A 24,490-nucleotide genomic window follows, 5' to 3' on the forward strand; every position below is an offset into this window, starting at 1 on the left:
GGTACCTTTAAACAATCAGCTTTTCTTCTAAATCAACCTTTTGCCATAGGTTTTTATGTAATTGTTCCAGTTTTCCCCATTGTTTTTTTTGCAACCAATCAACCAAGGGCGCTGGATCGCTGGGAAAATTGAGTTTTTTGTTCTGTGGAGATTGCAACCAATCATCCATCGCATTAGGGTTTAAATAGCTCATTACATGAGCAGCTCCCATCGACAATAAAGTCTGCGCATTAATCCCCTGCTCAAATTGCTTACCAAGCGGTTTTAACAATAACTTTTTACCAAGCTGCAATGCTTCACTTGCAAGTTCAAACCCGGCGTTACCAATTACACCACCAGCATTGGCTAGGTCATTTAAAAACCCAACGCGTGAGGGAGCCCGCAAATGAATATTCCCGATTGAACAATCTTGCGCATCAGGGTGATAACAATAAAACTCACGTTCAGGAAAGTCTTTTAAGTACTCAACTACACTGTCTAGATTCTCAAAAGGCAGGTAAACCAATACCTTATTTTCGACCATAACCGGGTTATCATGATGATGATTGGCAATAAATGGCGGAATTATGTTCTCTGCATAGGGTTGCCAATGGACACCTAAATAAACACTGGCTGGCGCATAGTTACGGATCAGCGCACGGCGAAAGAAGGCACGGCCAAACATCGGTACTTTATCAGATAAAAATGCAGCTTGGTGGCTCATACCAATAACAGGGATACCTTGCTGTTTAGCAGCCCACGCGGTGATTGGTTCAAAGTCATTAAAAACTAAATCATAGTGACGCAAATCAAGGTTTTTTATATCTCTTATAAGCTGAAGTGGGCGCGCATTTTTTAATGTTTTAAAGCTATCAACTTGCCCCGATTTGCTGGTAAACGACAAGCCGCGAAAAGCTCGATAATCAGCAAACTCGTCCATATCAAAGTAGTCTTGTTCTTTACGGCCCGAGAACACATAGTCAACATCGACTCCCAACGCTTTAAAAGTTGTTGCCATCACTCGAGCTCGAGTAATATGTCCATTACCCGTACCTTGAATACCGTACAAAATTCTCATATAGATTCCACCACCATCACTGCTAATACTGCACAACTTGATCCCATCACTGCACCAATCACTACATCAGCGGGGTAATGCACACCAATAATCACCCTTGATGCCGCCACCCCTGATGCCCACATCAACCACAGCACAGCAAATTCAGGAAAATACATAGTCAAAATAGTCGCCACCACAAATGCCCCTGCACTATGTCCTGACGGTAAGCTAAACTGATCACTTGGTACTAAATAAGCGCCTTGCACTAAGCAATCGCAAGGCCTTACCCGCGCAATCCGCTTTTTAGCTAAAAAGTAAATAGGCCGCTCAATTGCAAAGCCCACCAATATACTCATCGCAAGTTGCTGAAAATGCAGCTGCTCGGTAAACCACCAAAAACCAAAAAACAACATTACGTAAAGTCCGCCATCGCCACTTTTCGAAAACCCGAGCGCTGATCTTCTGAGCCAAATTGGCGAAGCATCATTAAACACACTTAAAAACAGCTGTTCATCCACTTTTGCCAATTTAGTAAGTATGTTGTTTGCCATGGTGAGCTCCTTATCATACTTTGCGTCTAATTTTTATACTCATCTCAGCTTAGGCGCTAAAAATAACAATTAGGTGACGCTTTTGAGACACTAATGTTGCGATAACGAGATTCCTTTGATTTAAACTAATAAACCGCTATTAAGTCGTTGTTATTGAGTTGTATCAGGGTATACTGAGTACTAAACAGACAGTCTCTTTAGAGGATGAAAAAATGGATTACAGCACTTCTGATTTATGCGACCACTTTGCAGATGTGGTTGATGTGCTCGAACCAATGTTTATCAATTTTGGTGGACGCCCAAGCTTTAGTGGTCGAGTCAAAACCGTTAAATGCTTTGAAAATAACGAGCTGATCCGCGAGATTTTATCAACCGATGGTACCGACAGCGTGTTATTGATTGATGGTGGTGGCTCAACCCGACGCGCCCTTATTGATATAGAGCTGGCTGAAATCGCATTAGAAAACAACTGGCAAGGCATTATCGTTTACGGTGCAATTCGCCATGTTGATGAACTTGAAGAGCTAGACTTAGGCATTCAAGCAATTGCGTCTATTCCTGTTGCTGCAGATAGTGAAGGTGCAGGTGAAGATGGCATTGGCGTTAACTTCGCAGGCGTATCTTTCTTTGATGACGACTTTGTTTACGCTGATAGCACCGGTATTATATTATCTGCTGAAGAATTAGAGTTAGAAATAATAGAAGACTAATCTCGGTGACAAATTACCTTAAAATTTATGATGAAGCGGCGGTGAGGCACTTATGTGCTCGCCGCGCTAACGAACTTAAAGCTTGGCAAGCCCTTGTCCTTCTCGACACTCAAGTTAATGCCCCACAAGCCCTCATCGATGCAAAACAATTCGGTATTCGCTATGTTTTAGTTGGCGTATGTGAAGATATTGGACCTCGAGCTAACTTAGGCAATGGTGGCTCTGGGCAAGCATGGCAGGCTTTTTTAAAGCGCTTTTTAAACCAAACGCATAATCAGTTTTTAAATCATGAACGTGTGCTGCTACTTGGCGAAGTTGACCTTGACGATTTAAACCAACAGGCTATTAACCTTGATAATAAAAACGAAGCAGACTTAGCCAAACTTCGTGAACTGTGCGGCGATATCGACACTCGCGTTGAGCAAGTACTTGCAATGATTTTTGCAGCAGGCCTTGAACCAATTGTAATTGGCGGCGGCCATAACAACTGCCTGGGCATATTACGTGCCCTTAGTAAGCAACATGGCAAACCAGTGAACGCTATTAACTTAGACCCTCATGCTGATTTCAGAGAGTGTGAAGGCCGTCATAGCGGCAATGGCTTTAGATATGCGTACAGCGAAAACCACCTTGCTGATTATCATGTCATGGGTTTACACGAATTTAAAAATAACCAAGCGATTATGGATGCCCTGACTAACGCAAACTTCACGTTTGATAGCTATCAAGACATTCAGGTCCGTCGCAAAGTCGATTTATCTTCAGCATGTAAACATGCTTTAGCTCAGTTTGATAATGCACCGCTTGGAGTAGAATTAGACCTAGACAGCATCTCATTAATGCCTGTAAGTGCTTATACTAACTGTGGTTTCAGTGTTAGTGATGCAGAACATTTTGTGCATTTAGCTGCCAGTCAAACAACCGCTCACTACTTACATTTATGTGAAGGCGCACCATCGCAACACCCAGTAGGTTTAGAAGCTGGAATGAACGATGCCGGCCAAATCATCACAGCCTTGGTGAATGCGTATTTGCAGGCAAGAGAAGACGGTTAGAAAGGTGCGAGCAACGAGGTAACGACTGATTTTTAGGTAGGTCTGGTCGAACGAAGCGATACTCAACACATAGAAGCGGTCAGCTCTCAGCCTTCAACTCTCAGCCTTCAGCGGTCAGACGCGCGAAACAAGTTTCACGCCTACCTGTATCAGCGGCTTTATGCCGCGCCACTTAAATTGGAAGCAAGATTCGAGATAAAACGCGATGTAACGAGTCAAACTGCTCGCTAACTTTCAATCTGATAGCTGACGGCTGAAAGCTGAAAGCTCTATATAACTCTTTCCTCTAGTAACTCGCTAACTTTACTCTTGAAACTCGCTAACTCAACCCTGATGCTCTAAGCGCCACTGTTTTAACCATGACATCATACCTACGCTGCTAAGCGGGTAATTAAAGTAATAGCCCTGTGCGGCGTAGGTGTTCAGCGACTTAACAAATTTAAGCTGTTCTATGGTTTCTACCCCTTCACAAATTACTTTCGCATTGTTTTGACTGTGCATATCCACCATGCCAGAAACCAGACTGCGAACTTGGCTTTGATGGGCAAAGTCAGCGGTTAGTGATGCAGCCACTTTAATGTACTCAACATTGAGGTTAGGTAATTTAGCAAGCCAAATAGGTGTGTCACCAAATCCATCAATACACAATTTGATGCCAATACTACTTAGCCTTGCAACCATAGCTTTACCCTGCTCATCTAAGTTCATAAATAAATCGAGCGGGCATTCAATGATTAAATCACCCGGTTCTAAGCGGTGCTCAGCCATAATGCGATCAACAAACTCGATAAACTCTTCATGCAGCATTTCAGGGCCAAACACATTGATACTAAGAGGTAATTCAATACCTTCCATACGCAGCGCCATAGCTAGTTCGGCAGCGCGCTCAATAACGTAGGCAGCAACGGGGTAGCTAAGCCCAGCGACACGAATATCATCAATAAATTTATTCGCTGAAAGAATGCCTTGTTTAGGGTGTTGCCAACGCAACAGCAATTCTAAAAATTCAATTTGCTCGTCGCTATTGCGGATAACCGGCTGAAAATACAATTCAAGTTCGCTGGCAAAATCTAGATGTGCTAACTCGCGCAATCGTGCTTGTTGTTCTAATTGCTCGATCATCATTTGCGGGTGATAAGGCACAATTGCTCGCTCAGGGTTTGAGTCAAGGGCAAGGTTGGCAAATGAAATTAGATTTTCGAAGCTATAGTCTGGCTCGTCGCAGTTCACATAACTAGCACGCACTTTCACTTCAATGGTGCAATTAGCAACGTTAAATGGTTTTAGTGTGACTTGCCTAATTTGGCTGATCAACTGCTCGTGAAGATGTTTTTGTTCTTCAAGTGAGCAAATAAACGCAAAATTTAACCCCCCTAAATGCGCCAACTTTTCAGCACTACCTGTATTACTTGCCACACTAAGAACAGCATTAGCATTGAGTTGTTGTTTAATTCGTGTAGCCGATTGTGCTAATAACAAATCACCAAAGTCACGCCCAATATGCTGGTTAACATCGTTAAAACCTTCAAGGCGGATCATCACTAGTGCGCAGTTCGCTGAGTGCTCTTCAGTCCATGCAACAAAGCTATTTCTAAGTGCATTACGATCAGGTAAGCCTGTGAGTGGGGTCGCATCTAACTCATCGTGATACAAGGGCTCAACCTCAACCAGCTCTTCATCTTCGGGCTCTTCGTAATTAAAAAAGCCCGAGATAGATAAAATGACAACCGAGAAAACAAGCCAATATAAAGCTATATCGAGTAATAGGTGGGCTGAATATAAAACAGCAAATAAAATAGCACTAGCCACACTCAAAATTATGGCAAGCCAATTTGTGGTACGAAATGCTTGCCATAAATGAAAACATAAACTTAAAGCAAGCAATATAACCAGCCAAGGTAATCCTAAACTTAGGATAGCTAAAGCTAGAACGCCATTAACGACTAGGCTAAGTCTCAAAATAGGATTATGGGTTACGCATAAGGCACAAATCATTGCCATAAAGACACTACCAGCTAAAAACACTGGCACAACATCACTTGTTAAATTTACGAGTTGAGTACTACTCGCTAAACTAAAAATCAATGACATGTAATCCAAACTGCGTAATAAAACTTATCTAACTAAGTCTACCCAAAATCCACAGATTTAACAGTTTATTTACGCCAAACTGGTAACTTAATTGTGCTGGGTGGGATATTTGCCAGTGGGCAATATCAGCCCGAGCGCCTACTTTTAACACTCCACGGTCATCAAGACCTAAAGCACCTGCGGCGTTGCGCGTTACCCCTGCTAATGCTTGTTCAGGCGTCATGCGGAAAATAGTACATGCCATATTCATCATTAAGTGCAATGAACATAATGGTGAAGTCCCTGGGTTAAAGTCAGTTGAAATAGCGATAGGAACTTGATACTGCTGGAGTAGTTCAATTGGCGGATACTTTGTTTCGCGTAAAAAGTAAAATGCACCAGGCAACAATACCGCAGCAGTGCCTGCTTTGGCCATTGCTTGAATGCCTGCTTCATCTAAGTGTTCAATATGATCAGCAGATAAGCCATTAAATTCTGCAACAAGCTCTGCACCATGTTGATTAGATAGCTGCTCAGCGTGCAACTTAACCGGTAAGTTGTGCTTTTTAGCTGCTTCAAACACACGGCGAGTTTGCTCGTTACTAAAGCCAACGTTTTCACAAAATGCATCAACCGCATCAGCTAAATCAGCCTCAACAACACGGTCAAGCATCTCACCGCACACCAAGTCAATATACTCATCGCTACGGCCTTTATATTCAGGCGGTAACGCGTGAGCACCTAAAAAGGTGGTTTTAACATCAACCGGGTGATTTTCACCGAGTAAACGAGCCACTTCAAGTAGTTTAATTTCGTTTTCGCAATCAAGGCCATAACCCGATTTAATCTCTACCGTAGTCACGCCTTCTGCGTATAAGGCATTTAAACGCTCTTTTGCACTAACAAATAAGGTTTCGTGGTCGGCTTCTCGGGTTGCACGTACCGTACTTGCAATACCGCCTCCCTTTGCAGCGATTTGTTCATAGCTTACACCTTGTAAACGCTGCTCAAATTCTTCTGCGCGGCTACCAGCAAATACTAAGTGAGTGTGACAATCAATCAATCCAGGTGTTAACCACTGCCCTTTTGCAGACACAGTTGGCGTTGCGAGTGCGTCAAACTCAGGTAAATCAGTTTGTGCACCTAACCAGGCAATTTTGCCATCTTTAACGGCAATCGCTGCATTTTCAATGGCGCCGTATGGTGCATCGACAGCAGGATCCATTGTGGCGATATTGGCATCTGTGATCAGTAAATCCCAGAGCGCTTGATCATTGTTGGTTGTGTGCATTTTTCACCTATTATATTGATGCTTGCTAAAGGCTCAGTATGAGCCTAAATTTAAATTGCTTAAAGTTTATCAACTCATCTTGTATATACAAGGAAATTATGTCACCTTGTAACATACTATTAACTTACCAATAAACTTTTCATAATGAGCGTCCCTAAGTTTGCGCAAATAAAAGAATTCATTTTGGAAAATATTCAATCGGGAGAATGGCAAGAAAACGACCGTGTCCCGTCTGAAAACGAACTAACTAGTCAATTTCAAGTTAGCCGCATGACAGCTAGGCGCGCACTCTGTGAATTAACCGATGCCGGTATTTTAACGCGCAGCCAAGGCCAAGGTACTTTTGTTGCCAACTTCAAATCACAATCATCACTACTTGAAATCAAAAACATTGCCGATGAAGTTAAAGCACGAAACAGCAACTACAGTTGTACTATTTTAGTGATGGAATCAATTAGCGCTATAGCGCCAATTGCGATTGCTTTGGGTGTCGAGGTCGACAGCCATGTTTATCGAAGTGTGATTGTGCACAATGAAAACGAGCAACCTTTGCAAGTTGAGGAGCGTTTTGTGAACCCAGCTCTTGCTAAAGACTACTTACAGCAAGACTTTCACAGCCTAACACCCCACGAATATTTATCGCAGAATGCTCCACTAACCGAAGCACGTCACACGGTTGAAGCAATTATGCCAAATCCAGAAATGTGTGAATGGCTCAATCTTTATAACGAAGAGCCATGCTTACAAGTGATCCGCCGAACCTGGTCATCACAAGGTATTGTAAGCTTTGCACGCTTAGTCTCACCGGGTAGTAAATACCGGCTAGGCGGTCACCTTACTTTTAAAAAGTAGCTAAATAGGCGTTTGATAAAGAAAATTCAGTGTCTCTATCGCTGAACCATCAATGATTCGTTCGCCTTTATCATGGCTTGTGAAAGTGGGTGGTTGATTGCCTTGCTCAGAGCATTTTTGCTGGTAGTAATCCACTTTTGTTGGATGCGCCGGATTGACAACATTATAAATGCTGCTCGCGTTAGACCAATTTTCAAGTACAGCCAAAATCGCCGCTATCACGTCTTGCTGTTGTACCATGTTCACTACCTGCTGACTTGAGCTAGAAAGCTCTTTACCAGCAACAAACTTACCCGGATCGCGCCCAGGGCCAACTAGTCCTGCCAAACGCAATACTTTACCACCGGCATTTAACACTAACTGCTCGGCATCAAATAGCAGTTGTTGGCGCGCTGATTGACAATTAATTTCTGTAGTTTCGTCGTATTGACCATTGTCAGTTGGGTAGACACCTGTCGAAGAGCATAAAATAAAGCCTTTGCAATTTAGGTATTTAGCAAGCTCAAGACCTGCTTGCAAAGTGGCTAGATAATTACTTTCTGAACTGCGGCTACGTGGTGGGATTGCACACACCCACCATGCATCTTTAAGTGATACGTCTTGTTTAAGCACTGTGTCTTCAAGTACAAACTGACGCTGAAAGTCATATTCATGTTCGCTACTACGGTGTGTTCCCTGCACATGCCATGCTAATTCTTTTGCCTTAATACAAAGTGCTTGGCCTAGCCAACCAGCACCTAAAACTACCAATTTATTCTTTTCAATACTCATTTATACAATAAGTCCTTAGCATTTATTATTAACCTTCACTTAACAGTGTAGCGATTTGGGTGCAAATATGATTAGATAGATAACTCTACCCGATAATAAAAACACGTGCACCTATGTTAAATAACCTCTCTTTACGAAAAAAAATATTACTACTCATCGGCGGGACGATAAGTGTATTACTGATCATCGCCTCTAGTTTTTTTGTTAACCATATTGCCGAGCTATCACGCCAAGCTATTCAACGAGAAGCAGATAGCTATTTACAGAGTGAGCGACTCTCAATGCAAGGTTACTTTGCCAAATACGGTAAAGTTGTACAAACTTTCGTGACAAATCCGCACTTAGTTAATTGGTTCGACAACTGGACTGAACGTGATCAAAGCCTTGATAACCAACCTGGATATGACAGTGTTAACCAAGATTTTGTCCGCATCAGTGGTAACGACGACAACATCTTATCTGCCTTTTTTGCATCTGCAACAACAGGTGAGTATTTTAAAGAAAATGAGCGCACCTCTCATTATAACGGCCAGCCTTATTACGCGTACAAACGAGGTTGGTGGCAAGACGCTTTAAAAATCAACAAACTCTATGTTGGTCCTATTTCTGTAGATCTGACCACCGGGAATGCTTCAGCAGTTGTACAGCAGCCTGTTTATAATAAACAAAATAAACTTGTAGGCTTTGGTGGTGTTGATTTACAGCTTAATAATATTAACGACATGGTTGAAGGCATTCGTTTTAATGGCCAAGGTTTTGGCTTCCTACTAGATGGCAATCAAAAGGTTGTACACTTATCGAAACGCACTGGTCATAAGCTGTCTGTAACTGATGAAGGACCGAATGGTAAAGAAGGCTTAGATGCCCTCGAAAAACAATTTAGCGACACTTCAGGCTTTAGCGAATTAAACCGCGCGATGAAAAGCCAAAAAGATGGTAGCAGCTTTGTTACATTCAAAGGTGAGCAATATTATGTTGTATACAACCGACTTGAGTTAGAAACTCCTTACCTAGATTGGTATGTCGGTATTTTAATACCGACCAGCATGATTGAAGAGCCGGTAAACGATGCGGTGATGACAACGACCACATCTGTGATCATCATTCTCGCGATTATCATTGCGATGATCTTTTGGGCGACGCAAATGATCACCAAGCCTCTAACAAAACTAACTTACATCATGCGTGATATTGCCTCAGGTGATGGCGATTTAACACAAAAAATCGAGATAAAAAGTAATGACGAAGTGGGTCAACTTGCCCATCACATGAATACTTTCATCGATAAGCTACGTGCAATGATGCTTAATACTGCTGCACAAGCAGAGCAGCTAAGCCAAGCTGCTAGCCAGCTGAAAACAGTTTCGCAAAAAACCAACGATGAAATTCAGCAAGAGAAGCAACAAGTAGACAGTGTGAGTGCTGCAGTAACAGAAATGGCAACTACGGTGATGGAGATTTCACGTAACGCTCAGCACACCAATAATGCGGCTGAAGAAGTGCAAACTATTACCGCAGATGGCACTAAGCGCTCGACTCAAGCACAATCAGTGATGACCGCTCTTGCAAGCCACATTGGTGAAGCATCTAAAGTGGTTGCGGGTCTTGAGCAAGAAAGTGGCAATATTGGCGCGGTAGTTGATGTTATCAACTCAATTGCAGAGCAAACTAACTTACTAGCACTGAACGCGGCAATTGAAGCGGCCCGTGCTGGCGAGCAAGGTCGAGGCTTTGCGGTTGTTGCTGACGAAGTTCGTTCACTGGCAAGCCGAACGCAAGAATCAACAGATGATATTCGCAATATGATCAGCCGTTTACAGCAAATTGCTCAACAAGCATCAACCATGATGCAACAAGGTCAAGAGCGTGCTGAGGGTTCAGTTGAGCAAACACAAATTGTATTGCAAGCTCTACAAGATATCGCGCAATCTGTGACAAATGTGCAAGATCAAAGTCATCAAATCGCGACTTCGACAGAGCAACAAACTGTGGTTGCAGAAGATATCAACAATAGCTTGGCAGCGATTAATCACTTAGTGAATAGCACTGCGGATCATGCTCATGAATTGGCGGATGAAGCACGTGATTTGAATGAATTAGCAGCCGCTTTAAATAAGACGGTGAATCAATTTAAGTTATAAAGATAAATTGCTGAAGTAGTTAAAAACCCGATGTCACCTGAAGATGACATCGGGTTTTTATCGTCAGCCTTCCCTGTTAGTCGTGGCGCAACCGCTTTCGCGTGTTCCATAAATTCGTGCCACTGTTGCTTGTTCCATAAAGCAACTCCTTTGTCGGTCAATCCTTGTGTTGGTTGCGTTTGTACTTTTTCCATATAGTCTCCTCCTTACGCTAGCTTCATCCTTTTTGGCTCCTGCCTAAGCTTATTCCTTGCTGTCATCTCCATTCACTTTATCCATAAAGCGTTGCCATTGTGCGCTACTCCATAACGCCTTGTTACTTCCTTGTTGTCCTTTGAGCGTAGTTACATTATCCATACTGTAAACTCCTTGCGGTTTATAATCCGTTACTCCTACAGCCCTTCCTTGCTGTGCTCCATTACTCATCCTTGCAGATCAATGCAGTAATTATCGCTTAGCGATGATATACACGGCATGAATCAAACCAGGAATGTATCCTAATAAGGTTAAAAGAATATTAATCCAGAATTGCGCACCTAAACCTACCTGTAAAAATACGCCTAAGGGTGGAATTAAAACTGATAAAATAATACGTATTAAATCCATAACTCACTCCTTGAATTAAATCAGCCCAGCTAAAGCTGGGCTAAAGGGCTTGCTATTATTCAGCAATAATCTTCAATTTATCGATTACTTTATGAACGTCTTCAGCGTTTTCAGCAATGCTTACCGCTAATTGCTTTTCTGCATCAGATTCAACAGTACCATTAAGTGTTACTACACCGTTGTCAGTATCCACATCAATGTCTGTACCACCTACTTCTGAGTTAAATAAATAACGTGTCGTGATTACAGTAGTGATCTTTGCATCGGTTAAGTCGCTTTCTGCTGAATCAGCTTTGTCTGATTTCATGTGCTTAGCTTTCATGTTTTTAACAACAGTTAATTTGTTATCAACAGAGCTAACACCGTCTAGGCTAAGAACCAGCTCTTCAGCAAGTTCTTTATCTAATTCGCTATCAACTTTACCTGTAAGTACAACCTTGCCATTCGTTACATCAGTGTTGATGTCAAAGTTGTTAAGGTTTGTGTTCATAAGAAGCACAGTTTCTGCCTTACCATCAATCCAAGCATCTTTACTTTCATTTTCCCAGCTGCTTGCCTGAGCTGACATGCTAGTTGCACCAATTACTAAAGCGGCAATCATAGATTTGTTAAAAGTGTTCATAATCTTTCTCCTTTTGATTAAAGACAGATTAAGTAATGCGACTATGATGCCAACTATTTATATCTTAATTTTCAATTAGTTAAATGTTAATTCAGCGACTGTTTATATTTATTTCGGTAAAGATTTACAAGCTGATCGGTAAGAAGTTCACGATGTTGCAAAAATAGCTACTTAGTTGCGAATTTTATTAATCTGTGGTTAATTTAACGAAATTGATTATTAGCCACAAAAATTAACCTTTTGATTTATATGGAAATAAAATTTGGCCTAAGCCTTGCTTCATGAATAATAACTATAAAATCACAACAGGGAACTACCATGGCCGTTAAACTTGAAGACCGCCCAATTGATCAAGTAAGAGAAGAAGTAATCGATCAACTCATTTATAACTATAGTCATGCTGTTATTTCAGCTGAAGCATTTGAACGCCGACTAGATCAAGCAATGGCGGCCACCAGCAACGAAGTTCTGGTAGAGCTTGTTGCTGACTTAGAACTAAAAGCTGACATTGACTACAAATCGCATAAGCATGCTCAATTTAAGCCTCATTATAGTCACAGCAGCGATAACGAAAGCCTACACCTTCGTAGTATTCTTGGTTCAAATGAGCGCAGCGGCCAATGGGTGGTACCAAAAGAAATTCACCTGACAAACTGTTTAGGCTCTATCGAACTCGACTTTAGCGAAGCGATCTTCCAGCATCAGCATGTCACTATATATGTAAACTGTATTTTAGGTAACGACGAAATCTACGTACCAGAACATGTCAATGTGGTATCCAAACTGTTTAGTGTAATAGGCAGTGTTGAGAACAAGTCAGTCGCTCTAAACAAAGGTCAAGGTCCAACCATCACCATTGAAGGTAACGTATGGCTAGGCTCAGTCGAGATTTCAGTTAAACGCACTATGAAAGAAAAGTTCATTAGCTTTGCTAACAGCCTAAAAGCCAGTTGGAAAGAAATGAATAAGATGCAATAAAAAAGTCTACTCTTATAAAGCTATTATGTGTGGTAAGGGGTTTGTTCATTTAAACAATACTGACGTCTGAGAGAGCTATAAATACAAAAAACCCAGCCGAAGCTGGGTTTTTGGTATTCTGATAAACGTAAATATTAACGTTTTGAGAATTGTGGACGCTTACGTGCTTTCTTAAGACCCACTTTCTTACGCTCAACTTTACGTGCATCACGTGTAACGAAACCTGCTTTACGAAGTGTAGGACGTAGAGACTCGTCAAACTCCATAAGTGCACGAGTGATACCGTGACGGATAGCACCAGCTTGACCAGTAGTACCACCACCTGAAACAGTGATGTGTAGGTCAAACTTTTCAGTCATTTCTACGTGCTCTAATGCTTGACGAACAACCATGCGAGCAGTCTCACGACCGAAGTACTCTTCTAGAGAGCGCTTGTTGATTACGATGTTACCAGTGCCTGGGCGTAAGAATACGCGAGCACTTGAACTTTTACGACGACCTGTACCGTAGTATTGATTTGCCATGATAGTGCTCCTTAAATGTCTAGAACCTGAGGCTGTTGTGCAGCATGGTTGTGCTCAGTACCCGCGTAAACTTTAAGTTTACGGTACATAGCGCGGCCTAAAGGACCACGTGGCAACATGCCTTTAACAGCTTTTTCGATAATCATTTCAGGCTTTGCAGCTTGAAGCTTGTCGAAAGTAGTAGACTTAAGACCACCTGGGAAACCAGTATGAGCGTAGTACATTTTGTCTTTTGCTTTATTACCAGTAACAGTAACTTTCTCTGCGTTGATAACGATGATGTAATCACCAGTATCTACGTGAGGAGTGTACTCAGCTTTATGCTTACCGCGTAGGCGATGAGCGATTTCAGTAGCGATGCGACCTAAAGTTTTACCTTCAGCGTCAACTACGTACCAGTCACGTTTTACTGTTTCTGGCTTAGCAACAAACGTTTTCATTTATTAAAATCCAATGTTTTTTAATTAAAACCACAGGTAATTATTATTAATTACCGCTCTAAGTTGAATGCTTTAACCCCTTCGAGTTGAAGACTTTAAACCAAAAATTAGAGGCTAAACTAATAATTGGTAATAGAACGCAACGTGGCAGACGCGGGAGTATACCAGCACTCAAACCACATTGCTAGATGATGGTTGTTTTTTATTCGAGAAAATCAGCTAATAAGTGCGCGCGAAATAAATTTCACGCCTACATCAATCGTAGGCGTCACGCTTGCTTGACGCGCCTTACATTCAACACCGCTCGGCTAAAGACTGACGGCTCTTCTAAGCTAAGTGTTCTTTTGCTAAATACTCTAGCGATTGCATTTCTTGTAATCGACTAATACAACGCTTAAATTCAAAGTTTAAGTTACCTTCACTATATAGCTCAGTAATTGGCTTTTCTGCAGAGATAATCAAGGTGACATGACGTTCGTAGAATTCATCCACTAATGCGATAAAACGACGTGCCGCATCATCATTAGCTTGACCTAGCGATTTTACATTAGACAAAATCACCGTGTTATAGAGTCGACTGATTTCCATGTAATCAACTTGACTACGAGCTGTTTCGCACAGCTCGCTAAAATCAAACATGGCAATACAGTCTGATACTTTACGAGTTTTGATCATGCGCCCTTCAATTTCAATTGCCTTGTCGAGCACCCCCGGCTCAGGTGACAACTTATCGAAGTATTCAAATAAATTATCGTCAGCTTGTTTATCAAGCGGGCTATGGAAAATCTCAGCCTGTTCAAGTGTACGCAATCGATAATCAACACCCGAATCAACATTAACGATTTCTGTATTAGCTTTTACCAGCTCAATTGCAGGTAAGAAACGTGCGCGCTGTAAACCGTTACGATACAGCTCATCTGGCACTATATTAGATGTAGCAACGAGCACAATGCCACGTTCAAATAATGCTTCCATCAAACCACCAAGCAGCATTGCGTCAGTGATGTCTTGAACAAAAAATTCATCAAAACAGATAATGTCTGTTTCTGATTTAAAAATATCAGCTACAACATTTAATGGGTTGCTGGTGTTCTTTAATTTTTTAAGCTCATCATGTACTCGATGCATAAAACGATGAAAGTGCACACGCATTTTACGATCAGTAGGTAAAGCTTCATAGAAAGTATCAACTAAATAGGTCTTACCTCTACCAACTCCCCCCCAAAAATAAAGCCCTTTTATACTCGGCGTGCTATCTTTAGAGAATAGTTTGGCAAACCATCCCTTCGCGGCGGGTTTGTCTGCCGTAAGGTCATCATAGAGTCTTTGTAAGTGACGCACTGCATTTTCTTGTGCTGCATCATGTACAAAGTCTTCACGTTGTAAATCTTGTTGGTATTTCTGCCATGGAGTCATAGGTCGTTACAATAAAACACTGTTAAATTTGCGTAGTATATTAACACGCATCGTATCTCAGGGTATATTAGCCCGCAGTATGATTTCACAATCAAATTAAGCATATTTTAATAATGATTGGACTATAAATGCTTTTAATACCAACGCGCTTAATTAAGAATTATTGCAAATTGGTATGATGCATCTGTTTTTGTTATTTTTTCCCAAAGGGGTAGATTTATGGGCACAATTACCTGGATTGGTATTCTAATCATCGTTGCAATTTCAGCATTTTTCATTGGTGCTTTTGTAACTAAAAAACAATTTAAGCAAGACGAACTAGAACAACAAGTTGAGCAAGCTAACAATGCCCTTGAGCAATACCGCCAAGATGTGGCTGATCACCTAGCTAGCACTGGTAAGCTAGTTTCTAAAATGAAAGATAACTACGACCAGTTGCTAAACCATGTAGAAGAAACAAATAACTTGTTACTGGCTGATAAAAAACAGCATCCAAATGAGCCGTTCTTTTCTAAAGAAACCACGGAGCAATTACAAAACTCATTACAAGACCGCAGAGGCGATCGCTCAAGTGCTGAAGCTCAGCCAGCTGACTATGTTGTTGGTGAAACAGGCTTGTTCACTGGTTCAGAGAAAGTTTCAGAACATTCTAAAGCCTCTTGATGAACTTTTTTTTGACCCCATAGTCTTTAGATATAACAGCTTTATATCTAAACCAAGAAAAGGGCTGCTTATGCAGCCCTTTTTAGTTTTTGCTTTATCTCTGAAGTGGAGTAAACCCGGACTATGAAAATGAAATTATCTGTTATCAGTGCTGCTATTTTATCTTCTAGCTTATTATTAAGCCCTACTATTTCAATGGCAAAGCTTCCTGTTGCTGTAGATGGACAACAATTGCCAACCCTAGCACCTATGCTTGAGCAAATCACACCTGGCGTAGTCAGTATTCAAGTGTCAGGTTCAAAAGAAGTCCGCCGCCGTGCGACACCATTTGATGATTTTTTTGGTGTACCTCGTGGCGGCAGTCAAAAGCGTGAGTTTAGTGGCCTAGGCTCAGGTGTGATCATTGATGCAAAAGAAGGTTACGTGGTAACCAATAACCATGTTATCGAAGATGCCGAAAAAATGGTGGTGACCTTAGAAGATGGCCGCGAATATGAAGCAACTAAAATCGGTAGTGACAAAGAATCAGATATTGCCTTATTGCAAATTGATGCAGAGGATTTAACAGCACTTAAGATTGCTGATTCAGATAAGTTACGTGTAGGTGATTTTGCAGTTGCCATTGGTAACCCATTTGGTTTAAGTCACACAGTAACATCAGGTATCGTCAGTGCCCTTGGCCGTAGCGGTTTAAATATAGAAGGTTATGAAGACTTTATTCAAACCGATGCTGCTATCAACCAAGGTAACTCTGGCGGCGCGTTAGTTAACCTCAATGGTGAGCTGATTGGTATCAACACCGCTATCTTAGGCGCATCTGGCGGTAATGTGGGGATTGGTTTTGCGATTCCATCGACCATGATGAAAAACCTTGTTGACCAAATTATCGAGCACGGCGAAGTGCGTCGTGGCTCATTAGGTATTTCGGGTCGCCCACTTGATGCTGGCCTTGCTAAAGCACAACAACTCGACGTCAAACAAGGCGCCTACGTTATGCAAGTAATGGATGATACCGCTGCAAGTAAAGCTGGTATCAAAGCCGGTGATGTAATTATTAGCGTTGATGGGACTGAAATTAGCGGTTTCCATGAACTACGCAGTAAAATAGCCACTCTTGGTGAAGGCAAAAAAGTTAAGCTTGGCATTTACCGAGATGGCAAAGTCAAAACGGTTAATGTCACCCTAGATGGTGCATCAGCGATCACAGCCGCTGGCGAAGAAACACATCCAGCATTCCAAGGGGCAACTTTAGAAAATACCCAGAAGAGTGATGGTAAAGGTGTTGAAGTTACAGGCGTACAAGCACGCTCTCCTGCGGCACGTGTCGGCCTTGAAGAAGGTGACGTAATTATGCAAGTTAACCGTCAACGCGTAGAAACAATCCGTGACATGAATAAAATCATCGAAAATACCAAAGGTAACATCGTACTAGGTGTTAAACGAGGTAGAGAGCTTATTTTCGTATTAATTCAGTAAACCTAGTTGATAAATCATGAAAAAATAACAGCGGTGCTTGCCGCTGTTATTTTTTTTGTGCCATCATTAAGGGATTGCTCACTGATAATAAGAATACTGTGCTAAAACTTTTTAAATTTATCCTTCCCCCGCTTTTCACTGGTTTAGGCATTGCCTTTTTAGTGGTGTTATTTAGCCCAAGTCTTCGTAGCACGTTGTTACCTGACATGAATTTACCAGTAGCAATGTCATCAGAACACATGAGCTTTGCTGATGCGGTACAAAAAGCAGCTCCATCTGTGGTCACTATTTTTTCAGAAAGTATTTCGAATCAACCTCGCTATAAACGACAAAATACAGTTCAAGCTCTAGGCTCTGGCGTGATCATGACCCAAGATGGCTATATTTTGACTAACTACCATGTAATAAAAAATGCCGACCTAATTATAGTCACACTCTCTGATGGCCGTCGTTTTTATGATGTACAAGTGATTGGCTTTGATACGCAAACAGATTTAGCACTGTTAAAAATCAGCGCCGAGCACTTACCGAAAATCCCGGTGAACGATAAATTTAAACCACGTGTTGGTGATGTAGTATTAGCGATTGGTAACCCGCTTAATTTAGGCCAAACGATTACCCAAGGTATTATAAGTGCCACAGGCAAACAGAACTTAATCGATAGCCCTTACAGTAGTCTATTACAGATGGATGCAGCGATTAACGTAGGCAACTCAGGTGGCGCGTTAGTCAACTCACGGGGTGATTTAGTAGGTATCACGTCGGCGCAGTTTAAAACTCACGAGAACCTCGATATTCAAGGTATTTTCTTTGCAGTACCTTACTCTATTGCCAAAGATGTTATGGATAAGCTGATCAAACATGGTCGTGTAGTACGTGGCTATTTAGGATTTAGTGGCACAGGTATCGATAGTACAGGTAAGGATGTAAGCGACAATTTTACACCCGTTGCGGGGATGCGCATTTCTCAACTTGATCCATTTGGCCCAGCTTGGAAAGCAGGCATTAGAGAAACGGATATTGTTATTAAAATTGGTGGTATTCCTGTAGCAAATCCACAACAAGTACTTGAGAAACTTGCCAACACAGAACCAGGTAAAGAGCTTGAATTTGAAATTTACCGCGATGGTAAAATTTTAAAAGTAATGGTGACCGTAGCAGAGCTCGAAGACGAGCAATAATACCAATTCGCTTAATAAAGTGGTCTATTTTGAGGCAATAAAACCTCGTTGATAACAAGGCAAAAGTTTCGTTATTTAGTTGTTCTAAATCAGAAATTTTTAACGCAGGTAGCGACAGGTTTAATCCCTCAAAATGATTAAGCATTATTGCGGATTGGTATAATTACAGAGACATACAGATATAAAAAAGGCCTAACATTCGTTAGGCCTTTTTTATAAGTATTTAGCGATTAGCTAGAACGACGTTTAATGTTTGCACCCAGTGCACTCAACTTGTCTTCGATACGCTGATAGCCACGATCTACGTGATAAATACGGTCAACAATGGTCTCACCTTGAGCAACGATACCGGTAAGGATGAGACTTGCAGAAGCTCGTAAATCAGTTGCCATTACTTGCGCGCCAGATAGGCTTTCGGTATCACCACAAATTGCCGTATTACCTTCCAAGCGGATATTTGCGCCCATACGCTGTAATTCAGGCACGTGCATAAAACGGTTTTCGAAAATCGTTTCTGTGATTGTTGCACTGCCCTTAGCCACCACATTCAAGGCTGTAAATTGCGCTTGCATATCGGTAGGGAAACCAGGGTGTGGCATGGTCTTAATGTTCACCGCTTTTAATTCACGGCCACGCATATCAAGATAAATGCTGTTATCAGTCACTTCAACCAAAGCATTGGTAGCACGCAGCTTTTCAATCACAGGATCAAGGCTATGGTGATCAGTGTTTTTACAAAGCACTTCACCGCCAGCCATTGCCGCCGCGACCAAAAAGGTGCCTGTTTCAATGCGATCGGGAAGAATGCTGTATTCACAGCCCGATAGTGATTCGACACCTTCAATTTCGATGCGGCTTGTGCCTGCCCCGTTGATCTTCGCCCCCATCGCAATTAAGCAATTTGCCAGATCAGTTATTTCAGGTTCACGGGCTGCATTTTCAAGTACAGTTTTACCATCAGCCAGCGTAGCTGCCATTAGTAAGTTCTCTGTTGCGCCAACACTGACCATCTCCATAAAGATTTCAGCACCTTTTAAGCGTCCATCCACCTTGGCATTAATGTAGCCATTTTCGACCTTAATGATAGCGCCCATGCGCTCAAGGCCTTGAATATGGATATCAACCGGACGGGCACCAATCGCACAGCCACCAGGCAGTGAAACCTGCGCTTCACCAAAACGAGCAACCAAAGGGCCTAATGCTAACACTGAAGCACGCATTTGCTTAACCAGCTCATACGGAGCAAGGGTTTTATCAACCGTCGCGCCATCAATGATTAGCTTATCTTGTTGCCACTCAACATTGGCGCCCAGCGTTTTTAATAAGGCTTCTGTGGTGCCGATATCGCGTAAACGAGGAACATTACTAAAAGTACTTTTACCCTGTCCTAAAAGTGCAGCAAAAAGAATTGGAAGAGCGGCGTTTTTCGCGCCCGAAATAGTGACTTCACCTGCCAGCGAGGTGCCACCTTGAATAACAAATTGATCCATGAGGAGGCCCTGCGACTATTGAGGTAAAATGAATTTTTGTTCGCGTTTCCATTCAGTCGGTGTAAACGCTTTGATAGATACAGCGTGGATTGTACCGTCTGAGATTGTTGACATTAACGGAGCATAAACCAACTGCTGCTTCTTCACGCGAGATAAGCCATCAAAACACTCACCAACAGCAATCACTTCGTAGTGGCTACCATTTGCTTTAACAATCACTTCATCTAGTTTTAGTTCGTCGCGTAATAACGTTTCGACTTGGCTTGTTTCCATAAATCTCACTCAAATAGGTTTGTGACCTGACCCAACTGCATCAAGTTTTGCAATTGTTCAGGGCTATTTTGCAGTTCAAGGTGAATACCTTGCTGCTTTAATTCTGCGAAAGAGTGAATTAACCAAGCTAAGCCCGCCGTGTCAACCCTAGATAACCCAGAAAGGTCAAAATACCATGTTTTATGGCTAGAATCTGGCTTGACGTTCAGAAGGCGTTCACGGCCAATTGAATTTCGAGTCAGTTCACCACTGACTCGAAACTGGTTATCTTCAAGTTGAGTAATCTCGACTTTACTCATCGCCACCATTACCTCTAAATTGCACTGGCAGTTGGCTCTTCTGCTCAAGTAAGTCACTAACATAATCTAGACCATGTTGGCGTAAAATACCTTGTAATTCACTTTGTTTAGCATCAAGCAAACTAATACCTTCTGCAATCATATCGTACGCGCCCCAGTCACCACTGCGGTCTTCACGTACTTTAAAGTCGATTCTGATATCAGGTTTACCGGCTTCAACAATTTTGGTTTTAACGACCACCACGTCTTTACCCTTAAATGGTTGTGCCGGAGCAAACTCAACACTTTGGTTAGTGTATTGAGTAAACACGCCAGCGTAGGTGGCAATTAAATACTTTTGGAAAACGTCGATAAAGCGTTGTAGTTCCTTAATCGCTTTCGCTTTTTCATCTTTATCTTCGATTGCACGCACCTTCGACACATGATTACCAAGCACACGTAGTGCAGCATATTTATAATCAATGTAAGGCATCAACTCTTCTTCAACGATAACACGTAAATGCTCTTTGTTTTTTGCAATAATCGGTTGATCTTTAGTAATACGTGCAAAGGTATTATCAGACACCGTACGTACCATTTTATACGGGTCTTTTAAATCAACCGCAGGCTCAGCAGCATGTGTGTTAAGTGAAAACAACACACCAATACACAATAAAAACTTCTTAAACATAATTACTCACCACCTTGGTTGAATAAGAACTGACCAATTAACTCTTCTAAAACAAGCGCTGATTTTGTATCAGTAATGTAATCACCATCTGAAAGCGCTTTGCTTTCAACACCAAATAAATCATCTAAATCTGAATCATGCTCACTTGCAGTTACATCCTCACCCATACAGCGTTGCTCAGCAGACTCAGCTGCAATAACAGGATTAATGCCTAAGTACTGCTCACCTAAAATACCTGATGTTAAAATTGAGATAGATGTTGTGTCTGAAAATTTACATAAATAATTTGCATCAATCGCCATGTTAACGACTGGCACAAACTCTTTCGGGTGAATGAAAATAGACTCAACTCGACCAACAACAACACCACCTACTTTAATAGGTGCTCTGGCCTTTAAAGAGCCAATATTTTCAAACTTTGCATTTAGTTGGTAAGTTTCACCGCTACCACTAATACCAGCATTGGCAACTTTCAATGCTAGTAATGCAAATGCAGCGATACCAAGGGCTACAAAAAAGCCAACTAAAATTTCTAATTTCCGTGAATTCATCTTTATACCCTAATTAGCTGGTAAACATTACCGCGGTTAAAATAAAGTCAAAACCTAATACTGCCAGTGACGAGTGCACTACGGTCTCTGTTGTCGCTTTACTGATACCTTCAGAAGTCGGAACACAGTCATAGCCTTTGTAAAGAGCGATCCAAGTCACAATCATGGCGAATACAAAACTTTTAATTATGCCGTTAACAATATCTTGTTGGAACGACACTTGTGCTTGCATAATTGACCAGAAGCTACCCGAGTCAACACCTAGCCAATCAACACCAACTAAGTGAGCACCAATAATAGCAACTGCCGAAAAAATCAGCGCAAGCAATGGCATACTAATAAAACCAGCCCAAAAACGCGGCGCAATAATACGCTTAAGTGGGTCGATTGCCATCATTTCTAGACTTGATAATTGCTCAGTGGCTTTCATTAAACCTATTTCAGCAGTAAGCGCACTACCCGCCCGCCCTGCAAACAGTAACGCTGTTACTACGGGACCTAATTCGCGTAACAAACTTAATGCCACTAAAGGCCCTAAGCTATCTTCTGCACCATAACCTACTAGAACGGTATAACCCTGCAGAGCGAGCACCATCCCGATGAATAGGCCTGATACCATGATGATTAAAAGAGATTGCGAGCCCACCATATATAATTGGCGAACAAGTAAAGGCGTGCCTTTTTTGAAGTTAGGCATATTCACTAATGCGCCAAACAACATTTGTGTTGAACGACCAAGAGCAGCAAACCGGCCTAGCGTCTTGTGACCTAACTTCTGAAATAGATCAAGCATTGTGCACTCCCAATAACTCTTTATCATAAGCAGGAGCTGGATAATGGAACGGCACAGGCCCATCAGACAAGCCGTTTAAAAACTGCTGCACTAGCTCAGATTGATGATTTTGCATTTGTTCAGGTGAACCTTCTCCTATCACCCCCTGATCAGCGATGATGATAACGTGATCAGCAATGCTCAAAACCTCAGTCACATCATGAGTTACTATAAGTGATGATAAACCTAGCACCTCATTAAGTGATTTAATTAGCTTTACTAACACCCCCATTGAGATAGGGTCTTGGCCAGCAAAAGGTTCATCGTACATAATCAGTTCAGGGTCCAGAGCAATAGAACGCGCAAGGGCTGCACGGCGAGCCATACCACCAGAAAGCTCAGACGGCATTAAATCTTGTGCACCACGTAAACCGACGGCTTGTAATTTCATTAAAACGACAAGACGAATTAAATCTTCGCTAAGTTGAGTATGTTCGCGCAAAGGAAAGGCGATATTGTCAAACACTGACATATCGGTAAATAAGGCACCGCTTTGGAACAGCATACTCATTTTGGTACGGGCAGCATAAAGTTCCTTGCGAGTCATGCCAGGAATACTGTTGCCTTCAAATAAAATGTCACCAGAATCAGGCTTAAGCTGACCGCCAATTAAGCGTAACATGGTGGTTTTACCAATGCCGCTCGGTCCCATGATAGCGGTTATCTTGCCTTTCGGAATGTTAAAACTCATATTTTTATATATGATTCTATCGCCCCGTGAAAAGGTTACATCCTTGATTTCTACTATTGATTGCGACAAGTCGCTCTCCATAACTTTTTTCACTAGTTTTGCCATTTTAAGGGTTTTTTAGTCAATATGGAAAAAACAAATCGTAAAATTTTGTAATATTTCCTATCAATAAATTCTAAAGCTAGCTGCAAAGAACTTAATCACACCTGAAATTTAGATTCCTCGCCCAGCACGCTTTATGCTTGTCAGCTCATTCTTTTACTTATACTTTCAGTTTCGCTTTTGTTACTATTTGCAGTCATCTGTATAAGTAATGTTGGCGTATCACAATGGTGACTTCTTTTGTCATTTTAATTATTGGTTTTGCTGCACTCGTTTGGAGTGCCGATCGGTTTGTTTATGGGGCGGCTGCACTCGCAAAAAACATGGGGATCCCCACCCTAATCATTGGTTTAACCGTAGTAGCTATGGGCTCATCTGCGCCTGAAATGATGGTATCAGCATCAGCAGCTCTAGCAGATAAAACAGATACTGCAGTAGGTAATGCGGTTGGTTCTAACATCACCAATATCTTACTTGTACTTGGTGTTACTGCTTTATTGCGTCCTCTTTCAGTATCATCTTTGACGCTTAAACGCGAAATGCCACTCGTACTGTTAATCTCTGTAGCAGCTTGGTATGTGTTTTCAGATAACTATTTTTCATTCACTGAGGGCATTGCATTGATGGTTGCCTTTGCTGTATTCATTGGTGGCTTAGTGATCGTCTCACTGCGCGCGAAAAACCAAGATGATCCTTTTGTCAGTGAAGCATGTGAAGATGTCCCGAACGACGTGAGCACAAAATCAGCCGTATTTTGGTTAGTCATCGGCATGATTTTATTACCTATTAGCTCGCATTTTTTAGTTGGGTCGGCGGTTGATATTGCAAAATATTTTGGTTTATCTGATCTCGTTATTGGCTTAACCATCATTGCCATTGGTACCAGCTTACCTGAGCTAGCAGCCTGTATTGCTGGGGTTTTAAAAAACGAAGACGATTTAGCACTGGGTAATATCGTTGGCTCAAATATCTTCAATTTACTCGCTGTATTACCACTTGCGGGCATTATCAACCCTTCAATTATTGACCCTTCTGCGGCAAACCGCGATGCACTTATTATGATTGCAGCAACCGTTGTATTGATGGCCATGTCATTGAACTTTAAAGGTGCTCGTCGTATCAATAGAGTAGAAGGTGGCTTCTTGTTAGTCGCATTTATTGCATATCAGGGCTATATTTTTAGCCAAATAGGATAA

At 41.8% G+C, this 24,490-nt stretch carries 27 protein-coding genes; 9 read left to right on the forward strand and 18 right to left on the reverse strand.

Annotated elements, in window-relative coordinates; translation table 11 throughout:
* Positions 1–7: 7 nt before the first annotated feature.
* Both J3455_RS14255 and J3455_RS14260 read right to left on the reverse strand, forming a co-directional pair.
* The gene (locus tag J3455_RS14255; protein ID WP_130049808.1) at positions 8–1,057 is read right to left on the reverse strand and encodes an MJ1255/VC2487 family glycosyltransferase; all 1,050 of its coding nucleotides are present in this window, start codon (positions 1,055–1,057) and stop codon (positions 8–10) included.
* Positions 1,054–1,590: a phosphatase PAP2 family protein gene (locus tag J3455_RS14260; protein ID WP_130049809.1), complete on the reverse strand. Its 537-nt coding sequence runs from the start codon at positions 1,588–1,590 to the stop codon at positions 1,054–1,056. The genes J3455_RS14255 and J3455_RS14260 overlap by 4 nt, the downstream gene beginning before the upstream one ends.
* A gap of 212 nt (positions 1,591–1,802) precedes the next feature.
* On the opposite strand from J3455_RS14260, the gene rraA reads away from it, so the two are divergent.
* Entirely contained in the window at positions 1,803–2,300 is a 498-nt protein-coding gene (gene rraA, locus J3455_RS14265) for a ribonuclease E activity regulator RraA (RefSeq protein ID WP_054552822.1), read from the forward strand.
* A 5-nt stretch (positions 2,301–2,305) separates the two neighbouring features.
* Complete coding sequence (locus J3455_RS14270; protein WP_349561954.1) at positions 2,306–3,355, forward strand: formimidoylglutamase; 1,050 nt, start codon at positions 2,306–2,308, stop codon at positions 3,353–3,355.
* Between the two features lie 324 nt (positions 3,356–3,679).
* Here the strand turns inward: J3455_RS14270 and J3455_RS14275 are convergent, their stop codons facing one another.
* Positions 3,680–5,356 carry an EAL domain-containing protein gene (locus tag J3455_RS14275; protein ID WP_349561994.1) on the reverse strand — a complete coding sequence of 559 codons (1,677 nt, stop codon included), beginning with the start codon at positions 5,354–5,356 and terminating at the stop codon, positions 3,680–3,682.
* A 118-nt stretch (positions 5,357–5,474) separates the two neighbouring features.
* Entirely contained in the window at positions 5,475–6,716 is a 1,242-nt protein-coding gene (gene hutI / locus J3455_RS14280) for an imidazolonepropionase (RefSeq protein WP_130049811.1), read from the reverse strand.
* 144 nt (positions 6,717–6,860) lie between these two features.
* On the opposite strand from hutI, the gene hutC reads away from it, so the two are divergent.
* Entirely contained in the window at positions 6,861–7,568 is a 708-nt protein-coding gene (hutC, locus tag J3455_RS14285) for a histidine utilization transcriptional repressor HutC (protein ID WP_130049812.1), read from the forward strand.
* Here the strand turns inward: hutC and J3455_RS14290 are convergent, their stop codons facing one another.
* On the reverse strand, positions 7,569–8,339 hold the full coding sequence (locus J3455_RS14290) for a Rossmann-fold NAD(P)-binding domain-containing protein (protein ID WP_349561955.1): 771 nt from the start codon (positions 8,337–8,339) through the stop codon (positions 7,569–7,571).
* 113 nt (positions 8,340–8,452) lie between these two features.
* Between J3455_RS14290 and J3455_RS14295 the strand changes: the two genes are divergently transcribed.
* The gene (locus J3455_RS14295) at positions 8,453–10,480 is read left to right on the forward strand and encodes a methyl-accepting chemotaxis protein (protein WP_130049814.1); all 2,028 of its coding nucleotides are present in this window, start codon (positions 8,453–8,455) and stop codon (positions 10,478–10,480) included.
* Here J3455_RS14295 and J3455_RS14300 read toward each other — a convergent pair.
* From J3455_RS14300 to J3455_RS14310, 3 genes are all read right to left on the reverse strand, one after another.
* On the reverse strand, positions 10,465–10,674 hold the full coding sequence (locus J3455_RS14300) for a hypothetical protein (protein WP_239976560.1): 210 nt from the start codon (positions 10,672–10,674) through the stop codon (positions 10,465–10,467). The two genes, J3455_RS14295 and J3455_RS14300, sit on opposite strands and share 16 nt — an antisense overlap.
* 253 nt (positions 10,675–10,927) lie before the next feature.
* Positions 10,928–11,086 (reverse strand): YqaE/Pmp3 family membrane protein, encoded by a 159-nt coding sequence (locus tag J3455_RS14305; protein ID WP_064971745.1) that lies wholly within the window; start codon positions 11,084–11,086, stop codon positions 10,928–10,930.
* A gap of 55 nt (positions 11,087–11,141) precedes the next feature.
* Entirely contained in the window at positions 11,142–11,708 is a 567-nt protein-coding gene (locus tag J3455_RS14310) for a BON domain-containing protein (RefSeq protein ID WP_167658732.1), read from the reverse strand.
* A gap of 318 nt (positions 11,709–12,026) precedes the next feature.
* Here J3455_RS14310 and J3455_RS14315 point away from each other — a divergent pair, with 318 nt between their 5' ends.
* Positions 12,027–12,686 carry a LiaF domain-containing protein gene (locus J3455_RS14315; RefSeq protein ID WP_130049817.1) on the forward strand — a complete coding sequence of 220 codons (660 nt, stop codon included), beginning with the start codon at positions 12,027–12,029 and terminating at the stop codon, positions 12,684–12,686.
* A gap of 134 nt (positions 12,687–12,820) precedes the next feature.
* Here J3455_RS14315 and rpsI read toward each other — a convergent pair whose 3' ends face one another.
* The 3 genes from rpsI to zapE form a co-directional block, all read right to left on the reverse strand.
* Positions 12,821–13,213, reverse strand: a complete 393-nt coding sequence (gene rpsI, locus J3455_RS14320; RefSeq protein WP_095209788.1) for a 30S ribosomal protein S9 — start codon at positions 13,211–13,213, stop codon at positions 12,821–12,823.
* Between the two features lie 8 nt (positions 13,214–13,221).
* Positions 13,222–13,650, reverse strand: coding sequence for a 50S ribosomal protein L13 (gene rplM, locus J3455_RS14325; RefSeq protein WP_130049818.1), 429 nt, complete (start codon positions 13,648–13,650; stop codon positions 13,222–13,224).
* 327 nt (positions 13,651–13,977) lie between these two features.
* On the reverse strand, positions 13,978–15,066 hold the full coding sequence (zapE, locus tag J3455_RS14330; RefSeq protein ID WP_130049819.1) for a cell division protein ZapE: 1,089 nt from the start codon (positions 15,064–15,066) through the stop codon (positions 13,978–13,980).
* Positions 15,067–15,285: 219 nt separating this feature from the next.
* Between zapE and J3455_RS14335 the strand changes: the two genes are divergently transcribed.
* From J3455_RS14335 to J3455_RS14345, 3 genes are all read left to right on the forward strand, one after another.
* Positions 15,286–15,729: a Z-ring associated ZapG family protein gene (locus J3455_RS14335; protein ID WP_130049820.1), complete on the forward strand. Its 444-nt coding sequence runs from the start codon at positions 15,286–15,288 to the stop codon at positions 15,727–15,729.
* A 123-nt stretch (positions 15,730–15,852) separates the two neighbouring features.
* A complete protein-coding gene (locus J3455_RS14340) occupies positions 15,853–17,205 on the forward strand; it encodes a DegQ family serine endoprotease (protein ID WP_130049821.1) in 1,353 nt (450 codons plus the stop codon).
* Positions 17,206–17,303: 98 nt separating this feature from the next.
* Positions 17,304–18,386: a trypsin-like peptidase domain-containing protein gene (locus J3455_RS14345; RefSeq protein WP_130049822.1), complete on the forward strand. Its 1,083-nt coding sequence runs from the start codon at positions 17,304–17,306 to the stop codon at positions 18,384–18,386.
* Between the two features lie 230 nt (positions 18,387–18,616).
* Here the strand turns inward: J3455_RS14345 and murA are convergent, their stop codons facing one another.
* Genes murA through J3455_RS14380 form a run of 7 tightly spaced genes read right to left on the reverse strand, consistent with a single transcriptional unit; the run spans position 18,617 to position 23,273 of the window.
* Positions 18,617–19,876 (reverse strand): UDP-N-acetylglucosamine 1-carboxyvinyltransferase, encoded by a 1,260-nt coding sequence (gene murA / locus J3455_RS14350; RefSeq protein WP_130049823.1) that lies wholly within the window; start codon positions 19,874–19,876, stop codon positions 18,617–18,619.
* A gap of 15 nt (positions 19,877–19,891) precedes the next feature.
* A complete protein-coding gene (locus tag J3455_RS14355) occupies positions 19,892–20,149 on the reverse strand; it encodes a BolA family protein (RefSeq protein ID WP_054554171.1) in 258 nt (85 codons plus the stop codon).
* 5 nt (positions 20,150–20,154) lie between these two features.
* Entirely contained in the window at positions 20,155–20,448 is a 294-nt protein-coding gene (locus tag J3455_RS14360) for an STAS domain-containing protein (RefSeq protein WP_130049824.1), read from the reverse strand.
* Positions 20,441–21,118 carry an MlaC/ttg2D family ABC transporter substrate-binding protein gene (locus J3455_RS14365; RefSeq protein ID WP_130049825.1) on the reverse strand — a complete coding sequence of 226 codons (678 nt, stop codon included), beginning with the start codon at positions 21,116–21,118 and terminating at the stop codon, positions 20,441–20,443. The genes J3455_RS14360 and J3455_RS14365 overlap by 8 nt, the downstream gene beginning before the upstream one ends.
* A 2-nt stretch (positions 21,119–21,120) precedes the next feature.
* Positions 21,121–21,669, reverse strand: coding sequence for an outer membrane lipid asymmetry maintenance protein MlaD (gene mlaD / locus J3455_RS14370; protein WP_130049826.1), 549 nt, complete (start codon positions 21,667–21,669; stop codon positions 21,121–21,123).
* A 13-nt stretch (positions 21,670–21,682) separates the two neighbouring features.
* Positions 21,683–22,462, reverse strand: coding sequence for a lipid asymmetry maintenance ABC transporter permease subunit MlaE (gene mlaE / locus J3455_RS14375; protein ID WP_130049827.1), 780 nt, complete (start codon positions 22,460–22,462; stop codon positions 21,683–21,685).
* Entirely contained in the window at positions 22,455–23,273 is an 819-nt protein-coding gene (locus tag J3455_RS14380; protein ID WP_167658743.1) for an ATP-binding cassette domain-containing protein, read from the reverse strand. Before J3455_RS14380 ends, mlaE begins: the two co-directional genes overlap by 8 nt.
* 248 nt (positions 23,274–23,521) lie before the next feature.
* On the opposite strand from J3455_RS14380, the gene J3455_RS14385 reads away from it, so the two are divergent.
* Positions 23,522–24,490 carry a calcium/sodium antiporter gene (locus J3455_RS14385; protein ID WP_130049828.1) on the forward strand — a complete coding sequence of 323 codons (969 nt, stop codon included), beginning with the start codon at positions 23,522–23,524 and terminating at the stop codon, positions 24,488–24,490.

Source organism: Pseudoalteromonas sp. NFXS39, from assembly GCF_040148775.1.
GTDB classification, from domain to species: domain Bacteria; phylum Pseudomonadota; class Gammaproteobacteria; order Enterobacterales; family Alteromonadaceae; genus Pseudoalteromonas; species Pseudoalteromonas apostichopi.